At 63.6% G+C, this 21,831-nt stretch carries 19 protein-coding genes; 12 read left to right on the plus strand and 7 right to left on the minus strand.

Annotated elements, in window-relative coordinates:
* Nucleotides 1-103: 103 nt before the first annotated feature.
* Nucleotides 104-1,276 carry an ABC transporter substrate-binding protein gene (locus ABLA28_RS01675; RefSeq protein WP_347712246.1) on the minus strand — a complete coding sequence of 391 codons (1,173 nt, stop codon included), beginning with the start codon at nucleotides 1,274-1,276 and terminating at the stop codon, nucleotides 104-106.
* 375 nt (nucleotides 1,277-1,651) lie between these two features.
* On the minus strand, nucleotides 1,652-2,824 hold the full coding sequence (locus ABLA28_RS01680) for an ABC transporter substrate-binding protein (RefSeq protein WP_347712247.1): 1,173 nt from the start codon (nucleotides 2,822-2,824) through the stop codon (nucleotides 1,652-1,654).
* 245 nt (nucleotides 2,825-3,069) lie between these two features.
* On the opposite strand from ABLA28_RS01680, the gene ABLA28_RS01685 reads away from it, so the two are divergent.
* From ABLA28_RS01685 to ABLA28_RS01700, 4 genes are all read left to right on the plus strand, one after another.
* Entirely contained in the window at nucleotides 3,070-3,774 is a 705-nt protein-coding gene (locus ABLA28_RS01685) for a GntR family transcriptional regulator (RefSeq protein WP_347712248.1), read from the plus strand.
* A gap of 1 nt (nucleotide 3,775) precedes the next feature.
* On the plus strand, nucleotides 3,776-4,081 hold the full coding sequence (locus ABLA28_RS01690) for a TIGR04076 family protein (RefSeq protein ID WP_347712249.1): 306 nt from the start codon (nucleotides 3,776-3,778) through the stop codon (nucleotides 4,079-4,081).
* 72 nt (nucleotides 4,082-4,153) lie between these two features.
* Nucleotides 4,154-6,112, plus strand: coding sequence for a S9 family peptidase (locus tag ABLA28_RS01695; protein WP_347712250.1), 1,959 nt, complete (start codon nucleotides 4,154-4,156; stop codon nucleotides 6,110-6,112).
* A 26-nt stretch (nucleotides 6,113-6,138) separates the two neighbouring features.
* Nucleotides 6,139-6,570 (plus strand): VOC family protein, encoded by a 432-nt coding sequence (locus tag ABLA28_RS01700; RefSeq protein ID WP_314716415.1) that lies wholly within the window; start codon nucleotides 6,139-6,141, stop codon nucleotides 6,568-6,570.
* Here the strand turns inward: ABLA28_RS01700 and ABLA28_RS01705 are convergent.
* Entirely contained in the window at nucleotides 6,567-7,421 is an 855-nt protein-coding gene (locus tag ABLA28_RS01705) for a polysaccharide deacetylase family protein (protein ID WP_347712251.1), read from the minus strand. The two genes, ABLA28_RS01700 and ABLA28_RS01705, sit on opposite strands and share 4 nt — an antisense overlap.
* 207 nt (nucleotides 7,422-7,628) lie before the next feature.
* Here ABLA28_RS01705 and ABLA28_RS01710 point away from each other — a divergent pair, with 207 nt between their 5' ends.
* From ABLA28_RS01710 to ABLA28_RS01735, 6 genes are all read left to right on the plus strand, one after another.
* Nucleotides 7,629-8,285: a metal-dependent transcriptional regulator gene (locus tag ABLA28_RS01710; RefSeq protein WP_347712252.1), complete on the plus strand. Its 657-nt coding sequence runs from the start codon at nucleotides 7,629-7,631 to the stop codon at nucleotides 8,283-8,285.
* 178 nt (nucleotides 8,286-8,463) lie between these two features.
* Complete coding sequence (locus ABLA28_RS01715; RefSeq protein ID WP_347712253.1) at nucleotides 8,464-8,802, plus strand: carboxymuconolactone decarboxylase family protein; 339 nt, start codon at nucleotides 8,464-8,466, stop codon at nucleotides 8,800-8,802.
* A 119-nt stretch (nucleotides 8,803-8,921) separates the two neighbouring features.
* Nucleotides 8,922-10,166: a dihydropteroate synthase gene (gene folP / locus ABLA28_RS01720; protein ID WP_347712254.1), complete on the plus strand. Its 1,245-nt coding sequence runs from the start codon at nucleotides 8,922-8,924 to the stop codon at nucleotides 10,164-10,166.
* Nucleotides 10,154-10,648, plus strand: a complete 495-nt coding sequence (folK, locus tag ABLA28_RS01725; protein WP_347712255.1) for a 2-amino-4-hydroxy-6-hydroxymethyldihydropteridine diphosphokinase — start codon at nucleotides 10,154-10,156, stop codon at nucleotides 10,646-10,648. Before folP ends, folK begins: the two co-directional genes overlap by 13 nt.
* 249 nt (nucleotides 10,649-10,897) lie before the next feature.
* Nucleotides 10,898-11,059: a hydrogenase expression protein HypA/HybF gene (locus tag ABLA28_RS01730; RefSeq protein ID WP_299076259.1), complete on the plus strand. Its 162-nt coding sequence runs from the start codon at nucleotides 10,898-10,900 to the stop codon at nucleotides 11,057-11,059.
* 143 nt (nucleotides 11,060-11,202) lie between these two features.
* Entirely contained in the window at nucleotides 11,203-12,123 is a 921-nt protein-coding gene (locus ABLA28_RS01735) for a hypothetical protein (protein WP_347712256.1), read from the plus strand.
* Nucleotides 12,124-12,235: 112 nt separating this feature from the next.
* On the opposite strand, the gene ABLA28_RS01740 is transcribed toward ABLA28_RS01735, so the two are convergent.
* Genes ABLA28_RS01740 through ABLA28_RS01750 form a run of 3 tightly spaced genes read right to left on the minus strand, consistent with a single transcriptional unit; the run spans nucleotide 12,236 to nucleotide 15,815 of the window.
* The gene (locus tag ABLA28_RS01740; RefSeq protein WP_347712257.1) at nucleotides 12,236-13,177 is read right to left on the minus strand and encodes a hypothetical protein; all 942 of its coding nucleotides are present in this window, start codon (nucleotides 13,175-13,177) and stop codon (nucleotides 12,236-12,238) included.
* Nucleotides 13,178-13,221: 44 nt separating this feature from the next.
* The gene (gene lysA / locus ABLA28_RS01745; RefSeq protein WP_347712258.1) at nucleotides 13,222-14,520 is read right to left on the minus strand and encodes a diaminopimelate decarboxylase; all 1,299 of its coding nucleotides are present in this window, start codon (nucleotides 14,518-14,520) and stop codon (nucleotides 13,222-13,224) included.
* A gap of 44 nt (nucleotides 14,521-14,564) precedes the next feature.
* Nucleotides 14,565-15,815 (minus strand): hypothetical protein, encoded by a 1,251-nt coding sequence (locus ABLA28_RS01750; RefSeq protein ID WP_347712259.1) that lies wholly within the window; start codon nucleotides 15,813-15,815, stop codon nucleotides 14,565-14,567.
* Nucleotides 15,816-16,205: 390 nt separating this feature from the next.
* On the opposite strand from ABLA28_RS01750, the gene ABLA28_RS01755 reads away from it, so the two are divergent.
* Entirely contained in the window at nucleotides 16,206-19,781 is a 3,576-nt protein-coding gene (locus ABLA28_RS01755; protein WP_347712260.1) for a dynamin family protein, read from the plus strand.
* Nucleotides 19,782-19,816: 35 nt separating this feature from the next.
* Entirely contained in the window at nucleotides 19,817-20,587 is a 771-nt protein-coding gene (locus ABLA28_RS01760) for a hypothetical protein (protein ID WP_347712261.1), read from the plus strand.
* A 209-nt stretch (nucleotides 20,588-20,796) separates the two neighbouring features.
* Here the strand turns inward: ABLA28_RS01760 and ABLA28_RS01765 are convergent.
* A partial coding sequence (locus ABLA28_RS01765; protein ID WP_347712262.1) for a diguanylate cyclase occupies nucleotides 20,797-21,831 on the minus strand: 1,035 nt, incomplete at its 5' end.

Genomic DNA, 21,831 nt, shown 5'->3' on the forward strand with positions numbered 1-21,831 from the left:
ACGACAGGCGACGGGCCGGAGCGCCCTCGCTCCGGCCCGTCGCCCGGTCTATCGAATTATTCCATGCGGATATTCATTCCGTGCCACAATCCCCAGCTCCGCCTCATTTGACCGGAGCCCCCTCGGGCTTCCACTGCTCCAGGAAGACCAGCTTCCCGTCCTTCGCCTCCAGGACGGACGCCGGCTTGTTCAGAGGGTCATGGGTCTCCTTGTTCACCGTCCAGACGAAATGCGTGACCTTAAAATCCTGCGTATTCTCGAGGGCATCCCGAATGGCCGGCCCCTCGGCGACGCCCGCCGTCTCGATCGCGTTGGCGATCATCAAGACGACATCGTAGGCAAGGACAACGTTCAGCACCTCCGTAGCGTCCCGATCGTACTCCTTTCTGAAGGCGGCCTTGATGGGGTCGAGGATCGGATCGTCCGCGTTCATGGGGTACACCCAATAGGTTCCCTCCATAGCCTTGCCCGCGATCTCGAACATATTGGGGCTGTACCCGTCCCCCCCCATAAAGAGGGGCTTCCAGTCCATCTCGGCGGCCTGCTTGATCACGAGCCCCATTTCCTTATAGTACATCGTCAGGGCCACCGCGTCGGCCCCCCACTCACGGGCCGCCGTCAGCTGCGCACGAAAATCGACATCCCCACCACGGAACCCCCAGAACTGATTCTCGACCCCAAGGGCCTCCGCCGTCCTTTTGACGTACTCCGTCAGCCCCTCGGAATAGGCATCCCCCACATCGCCGATGATCGCCAGCTTTTTTGCCCCACACTTCTTGATGAGGTAGTCCGCAATCACCTTTCCCTGATAGGGGTCCGTGTAGACGATGCGGAACATGTAGGGCCGCACCTTTCCCGTGTCCGGGTCCACCGTCACCGCCGGGTTCGTCGCCGTGCTCGAGACGACAGGGACCTGTCCCTTGTCGGCAATGGGCGCCACGGCAATCTGAATGCCGCTGTAGTTGCTCCCCCCAATAGCAACGACCTTATCATCATAGATCAGCCTGCGGATGGCGCTGACCCCCTCCTCGGGCTTCCCCTTGACGTCGTAGCAGATCAACTCGAGCGGCCGCCCCAGCACGCCCCCCCTGGCATTGATGTCCTTGACGGCCATAAGCGCCCCTTCGCGCTCGTGCTGTCCCCAGGTCGCCCCCTCGCCCGTCAGGGTCGCCATATAGCCGATCCTGATGGGCTCCGCGGCGAACCCCTCGGTCCCCCACGCGAAGAACGACGCGACAGCCGCCAGCACCACTGCAAATTGCCCCACACGCTTCATCCCACGTTCCTCCCCTGCACTTCAAATCCCCATCGGCCCGCCGGACACGCCAAGGACGAAAGCCAAACCCTGGGTGCGTGTATTATACTTTTGTTTATGAATAAAAGCAATAGGAAAAATAAATTTATTATCTCGGGGCTTTTGACGGTGTGAAATCAGGACCTCGGCGGTATGCACTATAACGAAACGAACACGCTGGTCATCCTCGAACGGCTCGGAGGGGACATGGACGTCACGCAGACGCGAAGCGCACCGCTGCTCCGCTCGTGGCCACGGACAGGGACGGGCCGGAGCGTCCTCGCTCCGGCCCGTCACCCGGTCTATCGAATTATTCCATGTGAATATTCATTCCGTGCCACAATCCCCAGCGCCGCCTCATTTGACCGGAGCCCCCTCGGGCTTCCACTGCTCCAGGAAGACCAGTTTGCCGTTTTTCGCCTCGAACACCGATCCGGGCTTGTTCAAGGGATTGTGAGTCTCCTTGTCGACGGTCCAATTGAAATGCGTCACCTGAAGGTTCTTCGTATTCTCGATCGCTTCCTTGATGGCCGGTCCCTCGGCAACCCCCGCCGTCTCGATGGCGTGAGCGATCATCAACAGGACATCATAGGCGGAGATGGTGTTCGCTATCTCCGTCGCCTCCTTGCCGTACTCCGCCCTGTACTTCTCCTTCATGCCGTCGAACATGGGATCGTCGATATTTATGCTGCTCACCCAGAAGGTTCCGTTCAGCGCCTCGCCGGCTATTTCGGCAATATTGGGGCTGTAGCCGTCCCCACCCATGAAGAGGGGTTTCCAGTCCAGTTCCGCGGCCTGCTTGATCACGAGGCCCATCTCCTTGTAGAGCATCGTCAGCGCTACCGCGTCGGCCCCCCACTCCCGGGCCGCCGTCAGCTGCGCGCGGAAATCCACGTCTCCTCCGCGGAAGGCCCAGAAATTGTTTTCCACTCCGTTCTCATCCGCGGTCTTCCTGATGAACTCCGTCAGGCCCTCGGAATAGGCGTCCCCCACATCGCCGATGATCGCCAGTTTTTTGGCCCCGCACTTCTTGATGAGGTAGTCCGCGATCACCCTTCCCTGATAGGGGTCCGTGTAGGAGATGCGGAACATGTAGGGCCGCACCTTGCCCGTATTGGGGTCCACCGTCACCGTCGGGTTCGTCGCCGCCGTCGCGATGACCGGAACCTGTCCCTTTTCGGCTATGGGGGCGATCGCGAGCTGAATGCCGCTGTAGTTGGTCCCCCCGATCGCAACGACCTTGTCGTCATGGATCAGCCTGCGGACAGCGTTGACCCCCTCCTCGGGCTTCCCCTTGACGTCGTAGCAGATCAGCTCGAGCGGCCGCCCCAGCAGGCCTCCCCTGGCATTGATGTCCTTGACGGCCAAGAGCGCCCCGTCGCGCTCATGCTGTCCCCAGGTCGCCCCATCGCCCGTCAGAGTCGCCATATAGCCGATCTTGATGGGCTCCGCGGCGAACCCCTCGGTCCCCCACGCGAAGAGGGACACGGCAGCCGCCAGCACCGCCGCAAATTGCCCCACACGTTTCATCCCGTTTTCCTCCCCTGTTCTTCAAATCCCCATCGGCCGCGCCGGACACGCCAAAGGCGAAAGCCGATCTTTGGGCGTGTTTATTATACTTTTGTTTATAAATAAAAGCAACAGGAAAAACAAATTTATTTTCTTGGGGCTTTTGACAGTCTGAAGCCCGGAGCCCGGCGGCATGCACTATAATGAAACGAGCGCGCAGCTTATTCTCGAACGGCTCGGTCCCCTCGGGAAAGGACGTGGAAGCCATGAAAGCGGAAGCCATGGAAACGGAGACCCCCTATCGCTCCCTGGAACGGCTCATTCCCATTCACCTCAAGGACAACCCGGCCCCCTACTACATCGCCAACATCCTTCGGGAGGCCATCTATCGCGGCCTGCTGGCGGACGGCGAGCCCCTGCATCAGAGCCTGCTCGCGGAACGCTTGAAGGTCAGTCCCATCCCGCTGCGCGAGGCGCTCCGCCTGCTGGAGACGGAGGGGCTGGTCGATTTCCGCGGCCGGCGCGGGGCCGTGGTCACGGGGCTGAGCGCCGGGGAGACGCGCGAGATCTACGAGATGCTCGCCGCCCTGGAGACGAACGTCCTGCACATCGCCTTTCCCTCCATAACGGAGGAGACGATGGCCGCGGCGGAGAAGCTCCTCGACAAGATGGAGGCCGAGCCGGACTGCATCGTCTGGAGAGAGCAGAACATCCTGTTTCACACCCTGCTCTACGAGTCCGCCGACCGTCCCATGACGCTCGACCACATCGCCCGGCTTCGGCAGCAGGTGGACCGGTACATCCGCCTGCATCTCGCCTCCATGAGGGAGGAGTCCGAGACCCAGCACCGGGCCATCCTCGAGGCGGTCAGGGCAAGGGACCGCGACGCCGCGCTCGAGGCTTTGTCCCGGCACCTGGAGAAGACCTCCCGGGACCTGCAGAACTATATGAGCAAGGAGGAAGAGGAATAACATGGAAAAGACCGCCGGCACCGCTCCACGGAGACGGCCGCGAATCGTCCTGACCCTGATCGAACGCAGGGGACCCCATGGTTGCCACAGAGGGCACAGGGTCGGGGACACCTTCGACTACGACACCGAGCGCGGCAAACTCTGCCCCATGGCCCTGCACACGGGCTTCCCCTACATCGACATCCTGCGCTACGGGGGCTCCATCCCCCCGTGCAGGAGCACGGACTCCATCGCGTTCTGCTGCCCCGATCCGGACGTGATCAACGTCTTTCGCATCGACGCGGTCCCGGCCGACGAAGCCCGATAAAAACGGCTCCGTCCCTCCGCCCGGAGCGGCGGGACGCTTTTTTCGAACCCCTTTCAGGAGGTACTCACGCTCATGAAACGCCCTGTCGAACACAACGATCTTCTCGGCTTCCACTTCCTGTCGAACCCCGCCTTCTCCCCTGACGGGGAGAGGATCGCCTACCGCGTCAGCCGTCCCGACCTGGAGAAAAATGGCTATGCGTCGGACATCTGGATCGCCGACCTCACCGCGGAGACGAACAGGCGGCTGACCGCCTCCGGCTCGGAGCAGTTCTTCTGCTGGAGCCTCGACGGGGCCCGGATTGTCTTCGCCTCGAAGCGGGGCGAACCCAGGTGTTCCCATGCAAAAGGAAACGCCGCGACCCGTTTCTACTCCATCGGCGTCGACGGCGGCGAGGCGGAGCTTCTCTTCGAGATTCCCCACGCCGCAAACGCCATCCAGGCACTTCCCGGGGAGCGCTACCTGATCACGGCGGTCTTCGAGCGCGAGTGCGACGGCCACAACCCCGAGGGCGCGGACATGATGGTCTTAGAGCAGCTTCCCTTCATGGCCAACGGCAAGGGGTACATCGGACAGCGGCGCATCGGTCTGGGCGTCTACGACGGGACGAAGGGCGAATTCACGCGCCTGACCCCGCTCCTGATGGACGTCGCACGGACGGCCCTGAACGCGAAGCGTACCGCCGCGCTGCTCGTGGCCTCGGACTACAGGGACGTCAAGCTTCCCGACAACGCCGTCTACGAGCTGGACCTCGCCTCGGGGGACTGCCGATGCCTTACGCCGGGCCTGGCGTTCACCTTCAAGCACGCCGCCTGGAGCGACGGCGAGGTCGTCGTCACCGCCGCGGACCGCAGGAGCACGGGCGTCAACCAAAACGCACGGGTCTACCACCTGCGGGATGGCAGGCTCGGCTGCCTGACCCCGGAGCTCGACTCCAGCCTGGGGCACGCCATCGTGGCGGACTCCGGCTACGGCTGCTCGGAGCTGAGCGGGGCCATCTTCCCCAGCGGCATGGGGCTGATCTGCTGCGCCACCGACGTCATGAAGAGCCGCATCTGCTCCGTGACGCCGGACGGACGCCTGAAGACCCTGACCTCGGCCGTCTCCGCCGTCATTGACTACGCGGTATCGGACCGCCGCATCGCCTACGTCGCCTACGAGGGGCTGAACCTCCCCGAGCTTCACGTCCTGGAGGGGGGCGCCGAGAGGCGCATCACCGCCTTCAACCGGCCGCTCTTCGAGGAGCTGAGCCTGTCGCAGCCCATCCACGTCTCCGTGGAGGGCGGCGACGGATGGGTCCTGGACGGATGGTACATGCGCCCCGTCAACTTCCGCGAGGGGGAGAGGTACCCCACGATCCTGCACATCCACGGCGGACCCAAGGCCGCCTTCGGGGACGTGTACCATCACGAGATGCAGTGCTGGGCCGCACGGGGCTACGCTGTCATCTACTGCAACCCCCGGGGCGGCGACGGGCGGGGCAGCGCTTTCGAGGACATCCGCGGACGCTATGGGGACGCCGATTACCGGGACCTGATGGCCTTCACGGACTGGTGCGTCAAGAATCTGAAGTTCATCGATCCCGAGCGTCTGGGGGTGACCGGCGGCTCCTACGGCGGCTACATGACGAACTGGATCATCACCCGGACGAACCGCTTCAAGGCGGCCGTCTCCCAGAGGGGCATCGCCAACTGGGTCTCCAAGTTCGGGGGCTGCGACATCGGCTACTACTACGTCGAGGACCAGCATCTGGGAACGCCTTGGAGCAACCCTGAGGCCGCGTGGGCGGAGTCGCCCGTGCGGTATGCCGACCGGGCCCGGACCCCCACCCTCTTCATCCATTCGACCGAGGACTTCCGCTGCGAGCTGAATCAGGGCTTTCAGATGTTCACCGCCCTGAAGGTCCTGGGCGTGGAGGCCAGAATGTGCGTCTTCAAGGGCGAGAACCACGAGCTCAGCCGATCGGGAAAACCCAAAAACCGCCTGGCGCGCCTGCGGGAGATCTGCGATTGGTTCGACAATCACCTTTAGGGGAGAATAGCGGAGGCTGAAACAAGATGAACAAGATCACCTGCATCTGCCTGGGCGTCAGAAACATGGAGAGATCGATGAAATTTTACCGGGACGGCCTGGGATTCAAAACGGACTGCAGGGAGGACAATCCGCCCGTATGCTTTTTCGATACGCCGGGGACGAAATTTGAATTGTATCCCCTGGACCTCTTGGCAAAGGACATCGGCGGGGATGGTCCACTTCCAACAGGAAACGGATTTTGCGGCATTACCCTGGCATACAACGTAGCGGAGAAGAAGGACGTCGATAAGACCATCGAGTTGGTCGAAAATGCGGGAGGAACCGTCGTGAAGGAACCGCAGGATGTCTTCTGGGGCGGTTATCACGCATATTTTTCCGACCCCGACGGCTATTGTTGGGAAGTGGCATGGGGGCCGGATTTTCAATTCGACGAGAACGGTTTGCTGAAATTTTAACGGTTCGGCGATCCGGGCGATCGACCGCGCTCCAGCGACAACAGCTCCTCCAGGGTGACGAACCGGAAGCCGCGGCGCAGCAGTTCCGGGACAGCCTGCCGTACCCCCTCGGCCGTCCCGGATGCGGGGCGGTTCATGTGGCACAGGACGATGTCCCCCGGCCGGACGGAGAGCAGCCTGCGCCTCACTGCCCCCGCGGACAGCGTCCCGCCCTCGTCCCCGTTCACGCTGAACCCTGCGGCCCGACAGCCCAGCGCCTCCAGGATGCGCAGGGCCACGTCATCGTAGTGCGCGGTTCCCGATCGAAAGAAAAGCGGCCGACGGCCCGTCATGGCCATGATGGGGCCGACGTTGGCCTCCACCTCCTCCACGGCCTCCGCAGCACTTGCCGTCCCCTGGATTCCATAGGCCCGGCGGCCCGAGACCGACAGGGGACGGTGCTCCGCTCCGTGGTTGCCGATCTCGAAGAGCGGGTTGCCCGCGAGGGCCCTGGCCGTCCTCGGATGAGCGCGAATCCACCGCAGATTGAGGAAGAGCGTCGCGGGGATCCCCTCCGACTCCAGAAAACTGATCAGCCTCCGGTCGTAATCGTCACGGCCTCGCCTCGCCCCGCCGCAGGCGTCGAACGTCAGGGCCACGACCCGATCCTCCACGGAAGCCCGGCGCAGGATCCCGGGAAGGTCCATCCCCCACGCCACGGGGCGCTCCTCCGCGAAGCGGGAGGCGACGTCCCGAACCGGCACCGCAGCGCCCATGCCGCAGGAAACGGCCAGGGACAGCAGGGCCGCCAGCAGTGCCCCCACGGAAAAAAGCCGCCTTCCACTACCCTTTCCGTCCTCTCTCCCGCTCATCTTCATTCCCCCCATCTCCATCCCTCCCGCCGGCGACATCTCACGCCGGGACAAAATATAGAAATACGGAGAATCGCATTTCATCCTCCCCGTTTCTTGACAAACACCTCGACCGGTCCTAGGATAACATTGTACTGCCCATGAACAAGACCCCATATCGTTTCGAAAGCATCCGCGTCAGACATTCAGATTGCCGAGGAGGACGCCATGATTACGGCTCGTATAGAGGATTACCTGGAGGAACTGTTTCTTCTGGAGAGTACCGGACGCACTGTGACCGTGACGGACTTGGCGGAGCGTCTGAAGATCACGAAGGGGACGGTCACGGCCACCGTCCAGAAACTCGTCGACCAGGGTTTTCTGAATCACGAACGGTACGGGGCGCTGCACCTGACGGACAGCGGGCGCCGTAAGGGGCTGGTCGTATTCCGCCGGCACGAGGGCCTGAGGGCCTTCTTCCACGAGCTCCTGGGCCTGGACCGGGAGAAGTCCTCCGAGATGGCCTGCTGCATGGAGCATTATGTCGACGCCGTGACCGAGGAGCGGCTCTACGCCCTGCTCGAATATTTCCGGCGCGCCCGCGCGGAGCGGGCCCCCTGGGTGGACGAGGCCTTCGCCGCCCTTGAGAAGCCGATCCTCCTGCCGCTACCCCTGACCCTTTCGCCGGAGGGGGTCAAGGGGCAGATTATCCGCATCACAGCCGATGAACCGCTGCGCAAAAAGCTCCTGGACTCCGGGCTGGCCTCCGGGACCAACGTCACCCTGCTTCAGGTCAAGGATGGCGAATACACCGTGCAGGTGAAGAGGCACACGGTGGACCTGTCGCTCAACGAGGCCGCAGCCGTCTGGATTCAGGCCAGCTGACATCCGTCGGCCGGCGCTTATGCCGAACCCCAGACATGAAGGGCGGGCTTCCCAGGAGGACCGCCCTTTTGCATTTCCGACGCCTCCGCGAATCCATCGTTGACAAAGGGCCGCGGTCGGGCTATTGTCAAGTCGCTTTTCGGCATCTAATCATTATTAATTGGAGGTTTTCGATACGATGGACGTCAAGACCGATTTTCGAGAGGTAAAGGTCCGAAGCGGCAAACTGGCCGAGGCTGCCCCCGAGGCGATGAAGGCCTTTGGTTCCTTCAAGGATTCCGTGCTGAAGGAGGGTACGCTGCCCCTGAAGACCAAGGAGCTGATCGCCCTGATGCTCGGGCTGGCCGCCCGCTGTATGCCCTGCATCATGACGCACGCACAGAAGGCCATCGAGGCGGGCGTCACCCGCGAGGAGGTGGCGGAGGCCATAGAGGTGGCCATTCTCATGGGCGGCGGGCCCGCCTCGGCCTACGGCGGGATCGTTTTGGAGGTCTACGACCAGCTGAAGTCGAAGTAGACCATTCCGAGCGGGGACTTCCATGCCCTTTTCGTCCGCTTGTCGCAGGGCACGAGAGGGGCATGGAAGTCGTTTTCGCCTCATTCATTCATTCATTCGTTCATCGGGGAGGACCGCCTATGGATAATCTAGCAGCTTCCGTTCAGGTCGTCTATCCGCTCTCGGCAGCCAAGTCCCGGGACCTGGAGACAATAGCCCGGCATATCGGCGCCGATCCGCGCTCTCTGCGTTATTTTCAGCCCAAGCGAAGGGTCCGTCATTTCTTCGCCCCTCGGGTGGACTACCGCGCGGCGGCGTTCGTCAAGCAGGAGCTTCTGGCGCGAGGGGGGGACGCAATCGTCGCGCGCCACGTCATCGACGGCAGGACGGAGCTCAGCGACATCCTCATGATGGGGACGGACGGACAGCTCGCCGCCCTCCTCCAGAAGCTCCGATCCATGGACTGCTGGGGCCTGAAGTCGCTGAGAACGGCGCTTGCCGAGTCGCTGCAAAACGACGACGTCGTCGAATGGGCGCTCCCTCTGCCCGGAGGGCGCACGCTGACCCTGAACCGGACGACGAGGATCATGGGCATCCTGAACCTCACCCCGGACTCCTTCCATGCACCCAGCCGCGTCGCGGACGAGGCGGAGCTGCTGCACCGCGCGGAGGCCATGCTGAGCGCCGGCGCCGACATCCTGGACCTCGGCGCGGAGTCGACCCGTCCCGGCTCCGCGCCCACTCCCGAGTCCGAGGAGCTCGAGCGCCTGCTGCCCCGGCTCTCGGCGGTCCGCCGGGCCTTTCCCGAGGCCGTCCTGTCCGTGGACACCTACAAGGGCAACGTGGCGTCGGCCGCGGCCGACGCCGGCGCGGACATCATCAACGATGTCGGGGGATTCGGCCTGGACGGGTCCATGCTGCCCTGCGCCGCCCGGACGGGACTGCCCTACGTGCTCTCCCACATCCAGGGAACCCCGGCGACCATGCAGGACTCCCCCTCCTACGACGACCTGCTGACCGAGATCCAGCTTTATTTTCAGGAGAAGATGCACGAGGCGGAGCTTGCGGGCATGAGCCGGGACCGCATCATCCTGGATCCGGGGCTGGGCTTCGGCAAACGCGGCGAGGACAACCTGCTGATCCTGAAGGAGCTGGAGAGCTTCCGTTCCCTCGGCCGCCCCCTTCTGATCGGCCACTCCCGCAAGGGCTTCACGGGTGCAGTGACCCGCGCCGCGGATGCGGCCGGCCGTCTTCAGGGGACCACGGCCATATCGGCCCTGCTGGAGGGACGGGCACAGATACTGCGCGTCCACGACGTCGAGCAGAATCATCAGGCAATGCTCATGGCCCGGGCCATACGAGAAGTCGCCCCATGGCGGTCTTAGCCCTCGGCCTCGGCACGAACCTCGGGAACCGCCTCGGAAACCTTCGCCAGGCGGCACGGGCCATCGAGGAGGATATCGGGCCCATCCTTCGTGCCAGCGAGGTCTTCGAGACGGAGCCCTGGGGTGTGACCGACCAGCCGCATTTTCTCAACGCCTGCCTCTGCCTGGATATCGATGGGGAGTCGGACCCCGAGGCGCTTCTGGCCTCCCTGAAGGCCATCGAGAGACGGATGGGACGTAAGGAGACGATCCGCTGGGGCGCGCGCCTGATCGACATCGACATTCTGTTGATCGGGGACCGCATTTACGAGAGCCCCGCCCTGAGGATCCCCCACCTTCACCTGTCCGAGAGGTCCTTCGTGCTGACGCCGCTCATTCAGATCCTGCCCGGCTGGAGCCACCCGCTGACGGGAAAATCCCTCGAGGAGATGTCCGAGGCCCTGAAGGACGAGCCCTCCCCTCTCCGCATCGGTCCGTTCTGATCGTCCTCAACGGGCGGCGGAGTCCCTTTTCCCCGGCTGGAGTTCCGGGCATCGCCGCGAAAACGATCGGAATGCCGTTGATCCGGAATGGCATTTTTCCTGAACAGCATTTTTCCTGAATGGTATTTTCCCTATGATATGATATGGAGGAGGCGAACGTCGCCTCCGGCCGTGGGTTTACGGCAAACCTCGGGCGGAGGGTGTTCCGCGGCAGTCTCACAATTGCGACTATTGGGGAGGAGATCTCGTATGGCAAAGTTTCGATGCATCCAGTGCAAAAAGGAATTCGAGGAGGACGCGAACGCCGCGACAAAGCGATGCCCCTCCTGCTTCGGCCGCTACCTCGAGTTGGTCTCCGGAGAGATGAAGCGCGGAAAGTCCTGGAGCGCAAAAAGTTTCTCCGTTAAGTGAGGGAGAGCGCCCCTCCTGCGCGGGACCGCCGCAGACAGGGGCAACGATGAAAAGGAGCCGATGCCATGTCCTCAGTTTTGCCGCCGAACGAAGTCAGTCCAAACACCGTTTCCCCTGAGACCGATGAGGCGACCGCCGCCGAAATGGGCATGAAGTCCCCTGCAGAGGAGGCGTCCGAGGGCTACGTCGCCCTGAAATGCACCTTCATCACGTCGAAACAGGTGGGGGACCTGTGCGGGGCGTTTTGTCTGATCTTCGAGGGAACGACGGGCAAGACTCTCTTTCAGGCTTTTTGGGTGACCCATGCGGACTCCCTCGCCGACCTCAGCCCCTCGCAGGGCTGGAGGACCTTCAACAGGCTTTCGTCCCGCATCGGGCCCTACGACAGGACCTGGGGGGACAAACTGGCCCCTCTGATTCCGGAACTTCTGCCCACAGCGGATCGGGCGGAGCTCTATCGGGCGGGACCTCAGGACGCCGAGCGAATCCTGTCCCGGATTTCGGAGGCGATCCGCAAGGGCTACGAACGCGTGAGCCATTATCTTCTGGACGTATCCTGCGATATCGAGCGTCCGGGCAGGGATGAACTTATCGAGGCCGGGCTCCTGGAGGCCCCCGAGGGGAGGGGAGGATCTTCCGAGGAAACGGCTGCCGAGGAAGGCCCCAAATCGTTCTCGGGGATCCTCGTCCAATGCCTGCCCCTCGTCGACCCCATCCACGGCAAGCCCCTTGCGGACCTCGTCCCGGGGGATGTCTTGGAGGTGCAGATTCAAAGCACCGTGGGGGCTGGAGGCCTGGTTCAGCAGTTTCTGCAGGCCACAAAGCAGTCCAGCATATTCCCCGTCGAATCCATTGATCGGCGCAAGGACAAGACCTACGTCTACCTTACGATCAACGAGGAGATGCGCGGCCTCCTGACCCTGACCAAGGACCTGCGCCTTCGGACACGTCTCATGGCGAACGACAGGCGGAGACGGATCGGCCTCTTCGATAACCTGATCTTCCTTCTGTTCCTGGGGTTGGCCCTGGCGGGCTTTTTCTGGGCGATCCGGTACCTGTTTTAACACGGTTCCGCCGCACCTTTACGGTCCCCGTTATTCGCCCCCTCATAAACATGAGCCCGGACGAGGGCATGCTCGTCCGGGCCTTTTTGCATATCATACCGTATTGCGTTCTCTAACCCTTAGCCTGCGTCTTTCCCCTGCGGAGGAGGAACAGCCCCGGCACCAGAAGCGCAACTGCCCCCAGGGCCAGCGCATCGCAGCTTCCGCCGCCGTTGTCCCCACCCTTGCCTCCCTGGTCGGTGGGGCGCACCAGAATGTTCATCTCGCTGGTCTCCGATCGATCCACGATCTTTTCCCTATCCGAGTCACTTTTTATTTTGGCTACCGGTCCAAAGAAAATGGTGTATTTAAGCTGCGCGAGCTGTTCATTATAGTCTGAGCCTCTGTCCCCCAGCTGCTGTTTAGGCGTCACCCGGCACAGGAGCACCCGTCGGGGCAGTGGCACGGGAGCGACCACTCGAGGATCCTCACGAGAGTTATAAAAACCTATATTGGAAGCGTCAAGCATGGTCACGTCCAAAAGATCCTGCACGGACGATGTGGTCTTCGGCTGATAATAGTGCCCGAAGTTGCTTCTCAGGGCATCAAGGAACGCGGCCTCAAACCTCTCTCGGAGCTTCTCTCGAACCTGCGGCGGCAACAAATCGCCGCTAAGCAACTCGTCCGTAGAGAGGTTGCCCGGGACGGGGATGTCGAAGGATACGTCAGGGCGAAGGTCGCCGGAAACCGCGGGATCGCCGGAGATCAGAATATCCAGAGATACAGTTACCGCGACGGGCCAGACGTTGAAATCGCGAATGTCGATAACGCCGTTTCGGTTGAAGTCCACGGCATCGACGGCGAACTCCCGGGACCGCCCCCCATACATGACCATGTTGGACGATTTGCCGATGGGGTTTCCCGTGTCCCTGTCGGCAAACTGCATTTGTATCGGCAGAAAGAAATAATGCAGCCGCGCGTAATCGAAAACTCTCGCCCATCCCGCTGCAGGCGCCATCAAAAGCGCCGCCAGCACAAACACCATACCCAATCTTACCCTGTCAATCCTTCTCACTTCTTCTACCTCCTTGAATGGACTGCTGAACGAACCCCTTGGAATCAGTCTCCCCTGCGGGCCAGCCGCCGGGGAATACGGTCGCCCCGAAGCAGGTCGTCGAGCGTCTGGCGCTCCACAATGACCTCCGCCTGTCCCCCCTTCACCAGCACGACGGCGGGACGACAAAGCCGATTGTAGTTCCCCGCCATCGAGAAAGTATACGCCCCCGTGTTGAACAACGCCAGTACCTCCCCCCGCCTTACGGAGGGAATAACGGCGTTTTCGATCAGAATATCCCCCGTCTCGCAGCATTTCCCCACAATGGAGACCTTTACATCCTCCCAGCCGGGAGGCGCACCCGGCCGATCGGCCACGGCCGCCCGATAGACCGCCTGGTAGAGGGCGGGACGCGGGTTGTCCGCCATCCCCCCGTCCACCCCAACATAGGTTACGCCCGGCAATTCCTTGACCGTCTCGACCCGGTAAAGGGTGATTCCCGCCTCCGAGACGATCCAGCGTCCCGGCTCTATGGAGACGTCCGGGACCTCCAGTCCTCCGGCCTCACAAGCACGCTGCAATGCCTCCATCATGGCGTCGGTAAACAGTTTCAGGGGCACAGACGGCTCGGAGGGATGGGAGCGGGCCCCGAACCCGCCGCCCATGTTCAGCTCCCAAACCCTGAAGCCCAGTTCCTCGCGCAGGCGCTTCATGGCCTCGACGACCCGCGTGACGGACCGGACGTGCGCCGTCGGGTCGAAGATCTGGGACCCGACGTGGAAGTGCAGGCCGCGCAGCGAGATAGAATCACGCTCTAACGCAAGACGCACGGCCCGCGGCAGGAGGTCTCCATCCAGGGGCAGGCCGAACTTGCTGCCCTCGTGCCCCGTCGCGATGTAGGCGTGCGTATGGGGAACGACTCCCGGGGTGACGCGGAGCAGGATCTCCGCCCTCCGCCCCTTGCGGGCCGCGAGGTCCGCAAGCACCTCGAGCTCCATGAGCCCGTCGACGACAATGCGCCCAATCCCCGCATCAAGGGCGGCGTTCAGCTCGGCCTCGCTCTTCGCACTGCCGTGCATCTCAATGCGGGGGGCCGGGAACCCCGCCGAGAGCGCCGTATGGAGCTCTCCCAAGGAGACGACGTCCAGCCCCAGCCCCTCATCCTCCACGATTCGGGCCATCGTCCGGGTCAGAAACGCCTTGCTGGCGTAGCTGGCCGAGGCGTTCGGCCAGCGGTCCAGAAAATCCCTCCTCACCTCCGCGCAGCGGGCACGGATCACGGACTCGTCCAGAACATAAAGAGGCGTCCCAAACCGCGCGGCCAACTCCACGCAGTCCGCCCCTCCCCAGAAAAGATGCGGCACGGCAGCCCTTCCTCCTTCAAAAAACCGGGTATCGGCCTCGCGATTCAGCTCGTCAGGCCATCCAGAGGCATCTCGGTGAGGACCGGGGCCCGAAGCTCCTCCGGGATTTGGAACTCGCCGAAGCTGTCCGTGACGTTGACACGCATGGAGAGGAGCGACTGAATCAAGCTCAACTCCTGCAGAACATGGCTGCTCTTCCGGGCCGCGGGGAATGCGGCGTTGACGACCTGAAAGGCCTCCTCCCCCAGAATGTCCATCCACAGAGCGACACGGCGGACGGCCCGGCCCAGCAACAGAAGCCACCGAAGCAGTCGGGGCGGAGGAAGGCTCGCCAGCGAAAAGAGCATGTGGACGAACACGGACTTCGAGATATTCCCTCGAGGCAGAACCTCGCGGGGCAGCGGCTTTTCGAGATACGACTCGATGCACGAGAAGTCCGCCGGAGCGGAAAACGCCTCTCCCCTGACCATGCAGGCCAGATAAGCCACAAAATGGGCCGGCGAGACGCTCAGGGCATTGCCCATGCGAAAACGCAGATAGCTCCAGACCGATATCCCATCCTCCAGCCGAAACGAGAGCGCCTCGGACGAGCTCGGGAAAAACTGCCCGTCGAACATGGCGTCGACGAGCTTCTTGTCGATGATGTTGCAATAGGGAACCCCGGAGGGCACCACGGGAAGGAGGCACAGGGGATACATCGAATCGTACGGCACGCTCTCGCGGCTCAACAGGCATTCCCTGAGGTTGTTCAGCAAGGGCTGAAGCGGGATCTTTCCCGTGTTGTAAAGGTAGAAACGGGCTCCCGAGACGAACCCCCTGAGCAGTTTGTAGGTGAAGTCCGTCTGTCTGCTGGCGTTCTGCCCCATGGGGTTGGCACCGTACCGAATGAGCTTCTTCATGATCTCGGGGTCCCGCGCGGCCATGAGCGCGGTGGAGTCCCCATAGCCCCGGGTGTTGTAGTCCGCGTTCGCCCCCATCTCCAGAAGACGGGTCACCGTCAGCGGCAGGCCGCGGCGCGCCATCTCCATCAGCAGGGTATCCCGACGCCCCGCTCCGAACGAGGCGGAGTCGCAGTTCCAGCCATTCCGAGCCAGATCCACGACGAGCCGGGAAAAAATCTGATCCCTCAGGTTATGGACGTCCTGAGGGGCGTATCGGGTGACGCCGCACAGGGAGAAGAGCCGAAAATCGGACATGGCGAGGAGCTCCGCCAGGAGGTCCCGGGTCTCGGACAGCTCCCTGGCCCGCGCAATGCGCCCCTGGATGTTCTCGAAATGAAGCGTCACCGCAGACACGATAAGACCTCCTCAGAGACAACGCTGCCCCGCCGCCATCCGGCCGTGAGGGATGAAGCAGATACCGAAACTTATTATATCCTACTCCCTCGAGAGAGGCTCAACGCCACGAAGGACAAATGCTATACTCATAACGTCAATGATAGCATATCCCGGCAGACGAAAAATCCGGCGGTCAAAGTTATGCGTCTTTCAAGCGCTCTGTTCGGGCTCTATTCAGGAAGAGGAAGGCTCCATGTCCGATCGAAAAACTGTGGTCCGTGGAACGAACGTCTCAGCTCTTTTTTTTCGGGCGCCTGAAGGATGGGAGTCCGCGGCGCCGCATTTGCCCATTCCGGAGCGCGGCCCCCGGCGATGACCGCACACACACTCTCTCTCTGGGAGGACTTCATGCGCCTCTCAAACCAGGCGGCCCTCGAGGTCCGCTTCCCGTCGGGGGAGATTGTCCTCTCGGATCGTCTCCTGTCGCTCCTGCGACTCTCCCCCGACTCCCGGCCGGAGAACTTCGGCCAGTGGCACGAGCTGTCACACCCCGAGGACCACGCGGAGACGCAGCAGATGCTGCGGACGCTCTACGAGCCGGACCGGACGGCGCTGTCCTTCACACGACGCTTTTATTGCGGCGATGGAATCTACCGACCCCTCAGGCTCGACGCCTGCATCCTTCGCGCGGACGATGGGGCCCCACTCCGGCTGCTGGGGACCGAGACGGACCTGACCCCCCAAAGGCTCTCGGACCGCCGGGCCGCGGCATGGCGGTCCCTCAGCCAGGAACTGCAGCGGCAGCTCGAGGAACGGAGGGCCGAGAGCGCACGAACGGCCGGCCTTCTCGCGGCGGCGGAGTCCGAGTTGACGAACGCCCGCTCCCGCCTCGCGTCCCTCCGCTCCCTGCTCGCTGCGCTTCCGGTTCCGTTCTGCACGCGCACCCAGGGGACCGTCACCCCGCTCGGCGGCGTCATGGAGGCCCTCTGCTCCCGGGATCCCTCTCTTGCCGATCGGGTCGGAGCGGCGAGGGAAGGGGATCTGCTCTGCATTCAGGATATCTGGGCCCGCACAAGGACGTTTCGGGCCTCCCTGTCCCCCCTGCCCGGCTCGGCGGGAGAACTGGCCGTCCTGCTCGACGTCTCGGACCAGGCCGAGGCGGAGCAGGAGAACCTGAGGTTGCGCCGATGCATCCAGCGCGGCGCCTTCTGCCCCTCCTTCGAGGAAGCCCCCCCGGTGTCCGAATCGCTCCACGGGACCGAGGAAGCCCCGGCAGAAACCATGCCGGCGGCGGAGTCCGTACAGGCGGAGCTGACGGCGCTCCTGCAGTCGGCCCTCGCCGTCCTGACCTCGCGCTCCGTCTCCCCCGAGCTCTCGTCCCGCACGGCGCAGTTCGAGACCCTTCTGGGTGCGGCCGGCCGCACCGAGCTGACCGTCGGCGTCGTCGGGATCACGAGCAGCGGCAAATCCACCCTGATCAACGCGATGATGGGCGAGCGCCTCCTCCCCGAGGAGACCCGGGCCACGACCAACGTAACGGTCCTCTGCCGCAAGGGCGGCATCAGGGCCGTCGATGTCGGCTACGAGGACGGCAGGACCGAACGGCTCTCCGGGGACACCCTGACCCCCCGGAGGCTCGAGGAGCTCACGACGGAGCGAATGAACCCCGGCAACGAGCGCGGGGTCGCCCGCATCGAATGGAGCGGCCCGGGCGCCGCCCTTCCCCAGGGGCTGGTCCTCGTCGATACGCCCGGCCTCGACGCCTGCGAACTGCCCCGGCACTCCGAGCTCGTGCTGCGCCGCATCCTCCCTACCCTGGACATCGTCCTGTACGTCTCCTCCATACGCAGCCCCTTCAAGGCCGCGGACATCGAGCTGGTGAGGACGGTCCTGGAGGCGCGCCAGAGGATGATTCTCCTGCTCACCCAGATAGACCTCGAACGCGACGACCTCGAGGGGGGGCGGGTCGTCCTCTCGCGCGCTCAGAAGCTGGACGCCTACCTGCAGGAGCTGCGCAGGGACGCCGCCCGTCCCGACCGGCCGGAGTACCCCGTCATCCCCATCTCCGCCAAGCTGGCCCTGCGGCACTTTTACGACCGTGATTCCGCCGAATGGCGGGCCTCGAACTTCGAACCGCTGCTCCGCCGGATGACGTCCTTCCGGGAGCGCCTGCTTCACAACGGCATCGCGCTTCGGGCGCGAAGGGCCGCGGCCCTGCTGCGGCGCACCCTCGAGGATCTGGACTCCGCCCTCAGGGATACGGGCGGCGGTGAGTCCCTCTCGACGGTCCTCCGTCAATCCGCCCGGATCCGGGAGCTTCGGGACGCCCAGCGCTGGGTCAGCGCCGAGATATCCTCGGTCCGCAACGAGTGGAAGCGCGAGCTCGCCCCCGAACCGATCATCGGCCGTTTTCTGCGCGAGGCTGAGACGATTCGGACCCCGGAGGCCCTCCGCGAACGCTGCCTGCGCTGGGATGGAGAATGGGCGGAGCTCCTGAGGCGGATGACGGAACGCATGGACCGCGCCGGAGCTTTCTGCGACGAGATGCTCGCCCGCCACGAGCTGTCCCCCGTCAGCCGGCCGGACCCCCTTCCCGGATTCTGCACGGAGCTGCCCGACCTGGACCGGTACATCCGCCACCAGGCCAGCGAGGTACGGACCCGCGGATGGTTCCGGGGACTCTCCTTCCGGCCCGGGAGAAGGGTCGTCCTCCAGACCGTCGATCGGGATCTGTTGACGCGGGAATGGAGGCAGCTCCTGGCGGAACGCCTCGAGATCCTGGACGCCCATCTGAACTGGTGGGAGAACCGGATGAGGGAGACCGTCTGCGATCCCCTCTACGAGGAGCTCGCCCGGGAGGAGACGGCCCTTGAGGACACGAAACGCTCCAGGGCGGAACGCGAGCTCTCGAGGTCCGCGTTTCGGGAGGCGGCGGCATCCCTGCGGGCGGTCGAACAAAAGCTCCTGCGCCTCATCGACGGGCTGAGGCTGGAGGGCTCAATGCCGGCGGAGGACGAGGGGCCGCACGACCTTCCTCCGGAGCCCCCGTCGGGCCTGGAGAGCATTCCGGGAGACGGAAGCGGGGAAAATTTCTTCTCCCCATTTTTTCGGGCCTTCGCGGAACAGGCCATCCAGACCCGTTTTCTGGCCCTCCCCGCGCTGCGCTCACGCCGCCGCATCGTCCTTCTGGGGCTCAGGCGTCACGATTCGCTGCGGCTGCTCTCGCGTCTCGCCCACGACGCCTCGCTGACCGACGTCCCCAGGACGCCGGAGGGCCGGGAGATCGGGGAGGGCGAATGGATCTTCTGCGGCCGCATCCCCCCGGCGATGCCCCACGCGCTCCTGCGCACCCCCTCCTCCTCGTTGGACGACCTGGAGGTGCTCATCGCGCCCTCCGACGCCTTCAGGGGAGAGGCCATGCTGGGCGCGGACTGGGACGACCTCTTCGGGGAGTGGCTGCCCATCGTGCATCTGGACATCGCCCGGGTGGACTCCGGGCTCTCGGACCTCGCCCGTTCCCCCTACGCTTCGGCCCTCGCGAGCGTCCCGGACTGGATCGCCGCGTCGGCCCACGGTGCGCTCTTCGCGACCCGGCTGCCCGACCTCGTCCTGGACGTCCCCGACCGCATGGCCGCATTCACCCGTCTGCGTGGCTTCCGCGGCCGAATGGACTGGTTCGTCCACGAGAACTACGATCCCCGCTACACGGACTTCATCGCCCTGGGCCGCCAGATCGGCGCGGACTCCTCCGACGGGGACCTGGAGACGCTGCTCGACCTGTGGCGCGAGAGCAGCCTGGACTTCGCTCCTCCTCTGATGGAGCACCGGCTGCGCATGGCGCTCCGGGAGATTCGGGAGAGGATGAGGGCCGATGCCCTGCGCCTCCTCAAGCCGGAACCTCAAAGGTCTGATGACGACGAGGCACCTCCTTCCTCCGGCGGAAGCGGGGAACGGGGAAGAAACACGACGGAGCAAAGCCGTTAAGATTAGAACGGTAAGAACGGAGGGAATTTCACTTCATGAAGACGGAGCCGGAGAAATCCGCGGAGGCCGGGAGGCTGGAGGCTGGAACCGGGAGAAATCCTCCCCTCGATCACGCCAGCGCCCGCATCGTATCGGAGCTCGCCGCCAGGCTGCTGCCGCCGCTCAGGGAGGAGCTTTCCGCCCTCCGCACACTGGAGGACGAGGAGAAGGACGCGGCATGGCGGAGGATACGGGAGGCGGTATCCGAGCTCGCGGCGAGGCCGCGCGTCGAGCCGGAGGGGAACCCCGCGCACCGGGAGGCGCTTGCCCGTTCCCTGGAGGACACGAACCGCAGGATCGCCCTGCTGGAGGGGGCGATATCGCAGCTGAAGGCAGCGGTCGAGAACATCGCGGAGCTCCAGAGGGCCCCGGCGTCGTCCCACCCCGACTCCTCGCCCTCCCATGAGGAGGGCGCACCGTTTCCTCCGGGACGGGAGACTCCTCTTTCGGACCTCATGGAAAATCGGATACCGGCCTGGGAGGGGCTGCTGCGGGCCCACAACCAGGCGCAGAGCCGGGAGCTGAACGCGCTCTCGGTGGAGCTGGCCGAACTTCAGAACGAGACCCGGGAGGCCATGGCCCAGACGCTCCGCGAGGCTCTGGAACAAGAGCTGGCCGACTGCAGCGCACAATGGAGCCGCCGACTGGAGGCGCTGCGGAACGATATGCGCACGATGCAGAAACGGCTCTGGTGCGCGCTCGGGCTGACGATGCCCGTGCTGATCTCCCTGTCGCTGCTGTTGGCGCGGATCTTAGGGAAGCGCTGATTAAAACAAGAACGCACATATTGCCAAAGGAAAATATGTAAAACATCTATGGGCAAAAATCTCCAGCGCTTCCCTAAAATTAACATGGGGGCGAAGCCCCCATGCCCCCACGCCGCTATCAGGATAGCGGCGGCCCCGGCAAGTTTCATCCTCAAAACAGGCAAGCTGGGGTACCACCGGGGTGCTTCATGGATTAAATCAGCGTTTTCTTAAGGATCTAAGGACTCCGCCTGTTTGGCCGTCGCCTTGTCCCTGTACATCCTCTGTTCGGCCATATTGATCAGGGAATAGATCGAGGCGTCCTTCACTTCGGAGGACAGAACCCCGCCGAAAGCGAATCGGATCGAGAACTCGTCGTTCGTCCCGTTGTAGCGATCCACGCTCTCGCGGAGCTTCTCATGAAACCTGCGCAGCCGCTCGGGGTCGCTTTTCTCGAAAAACCCCAGGAACTCGTCGCCTCCGTTGCGCCCGACGAATCCATAAGGGGCCGCGGCATCCGCCAGGATGCGGGCGAAAGCGACGATCAGACGGTCCCCCACCGCATGGCCGAGCCTATCGTTGGTCCTCTTCAGATTGTTCAGATCGGCTATGAAACACATCAGGTCGGGTAAGGGGGACATGCCGCGGTACTTCTCGATCTGGAGATCGCAGGACCAGCGGTTGGGCAGGGAGGTCATCGGGTCCCTCGTGGCCTTCTCCTTTAGGAACCTGTTCTGATACAGGAGCTGCATCGACTCGCACGCCTGAAGCAGGAAGCAGACGAGCAGCGCCCCCGCTACGGCGAGCAGGATCGTCCTCAGGGGCAGGGTCAAATCGGCGTTCTGCTCCGAAAGGCGCTCCGCGATGCCGGCCAGGGTATCGGCGCTCTCGAAGAAGCTCTCGCTCAGATCGAACAGGGCCCCCGTCCCTCCTGTTCGCCGGGCCTCCTCGATGGCGGCCTTGAGCTCCTCCCATTGAGTCCGGACGCTCTTCAGGCCCCTCTGATAGGCGGGATCGGCGAAGCCAAGCGGACCGTCCTCGCTCTGCCCCACATCCAGGTCCTCGATGACCCTGTCGATTTTGGACTCCAGAGCGTTGTTTCTCCTCCCCGCCAGCTCCCATTTGACCAGCCTCTGCCCCAGGCCCCGGACGAGCCCCGCATGATTGACGGTACGGGCATTGCCCCGTACGACCTGAACGGAGGAAAACGAAACGACGCTCATGACGGTCAGCCCCACAAAGAGAGCGACGACGACAATATTTTT

This window comes from uncultured Fretibacterium sp., assembly GCF_963544685.1.
GTDB lineage: Bacteria > Synergistota > Synergistia > Synergistales > Aminobacteriaceae > CAJPSE01.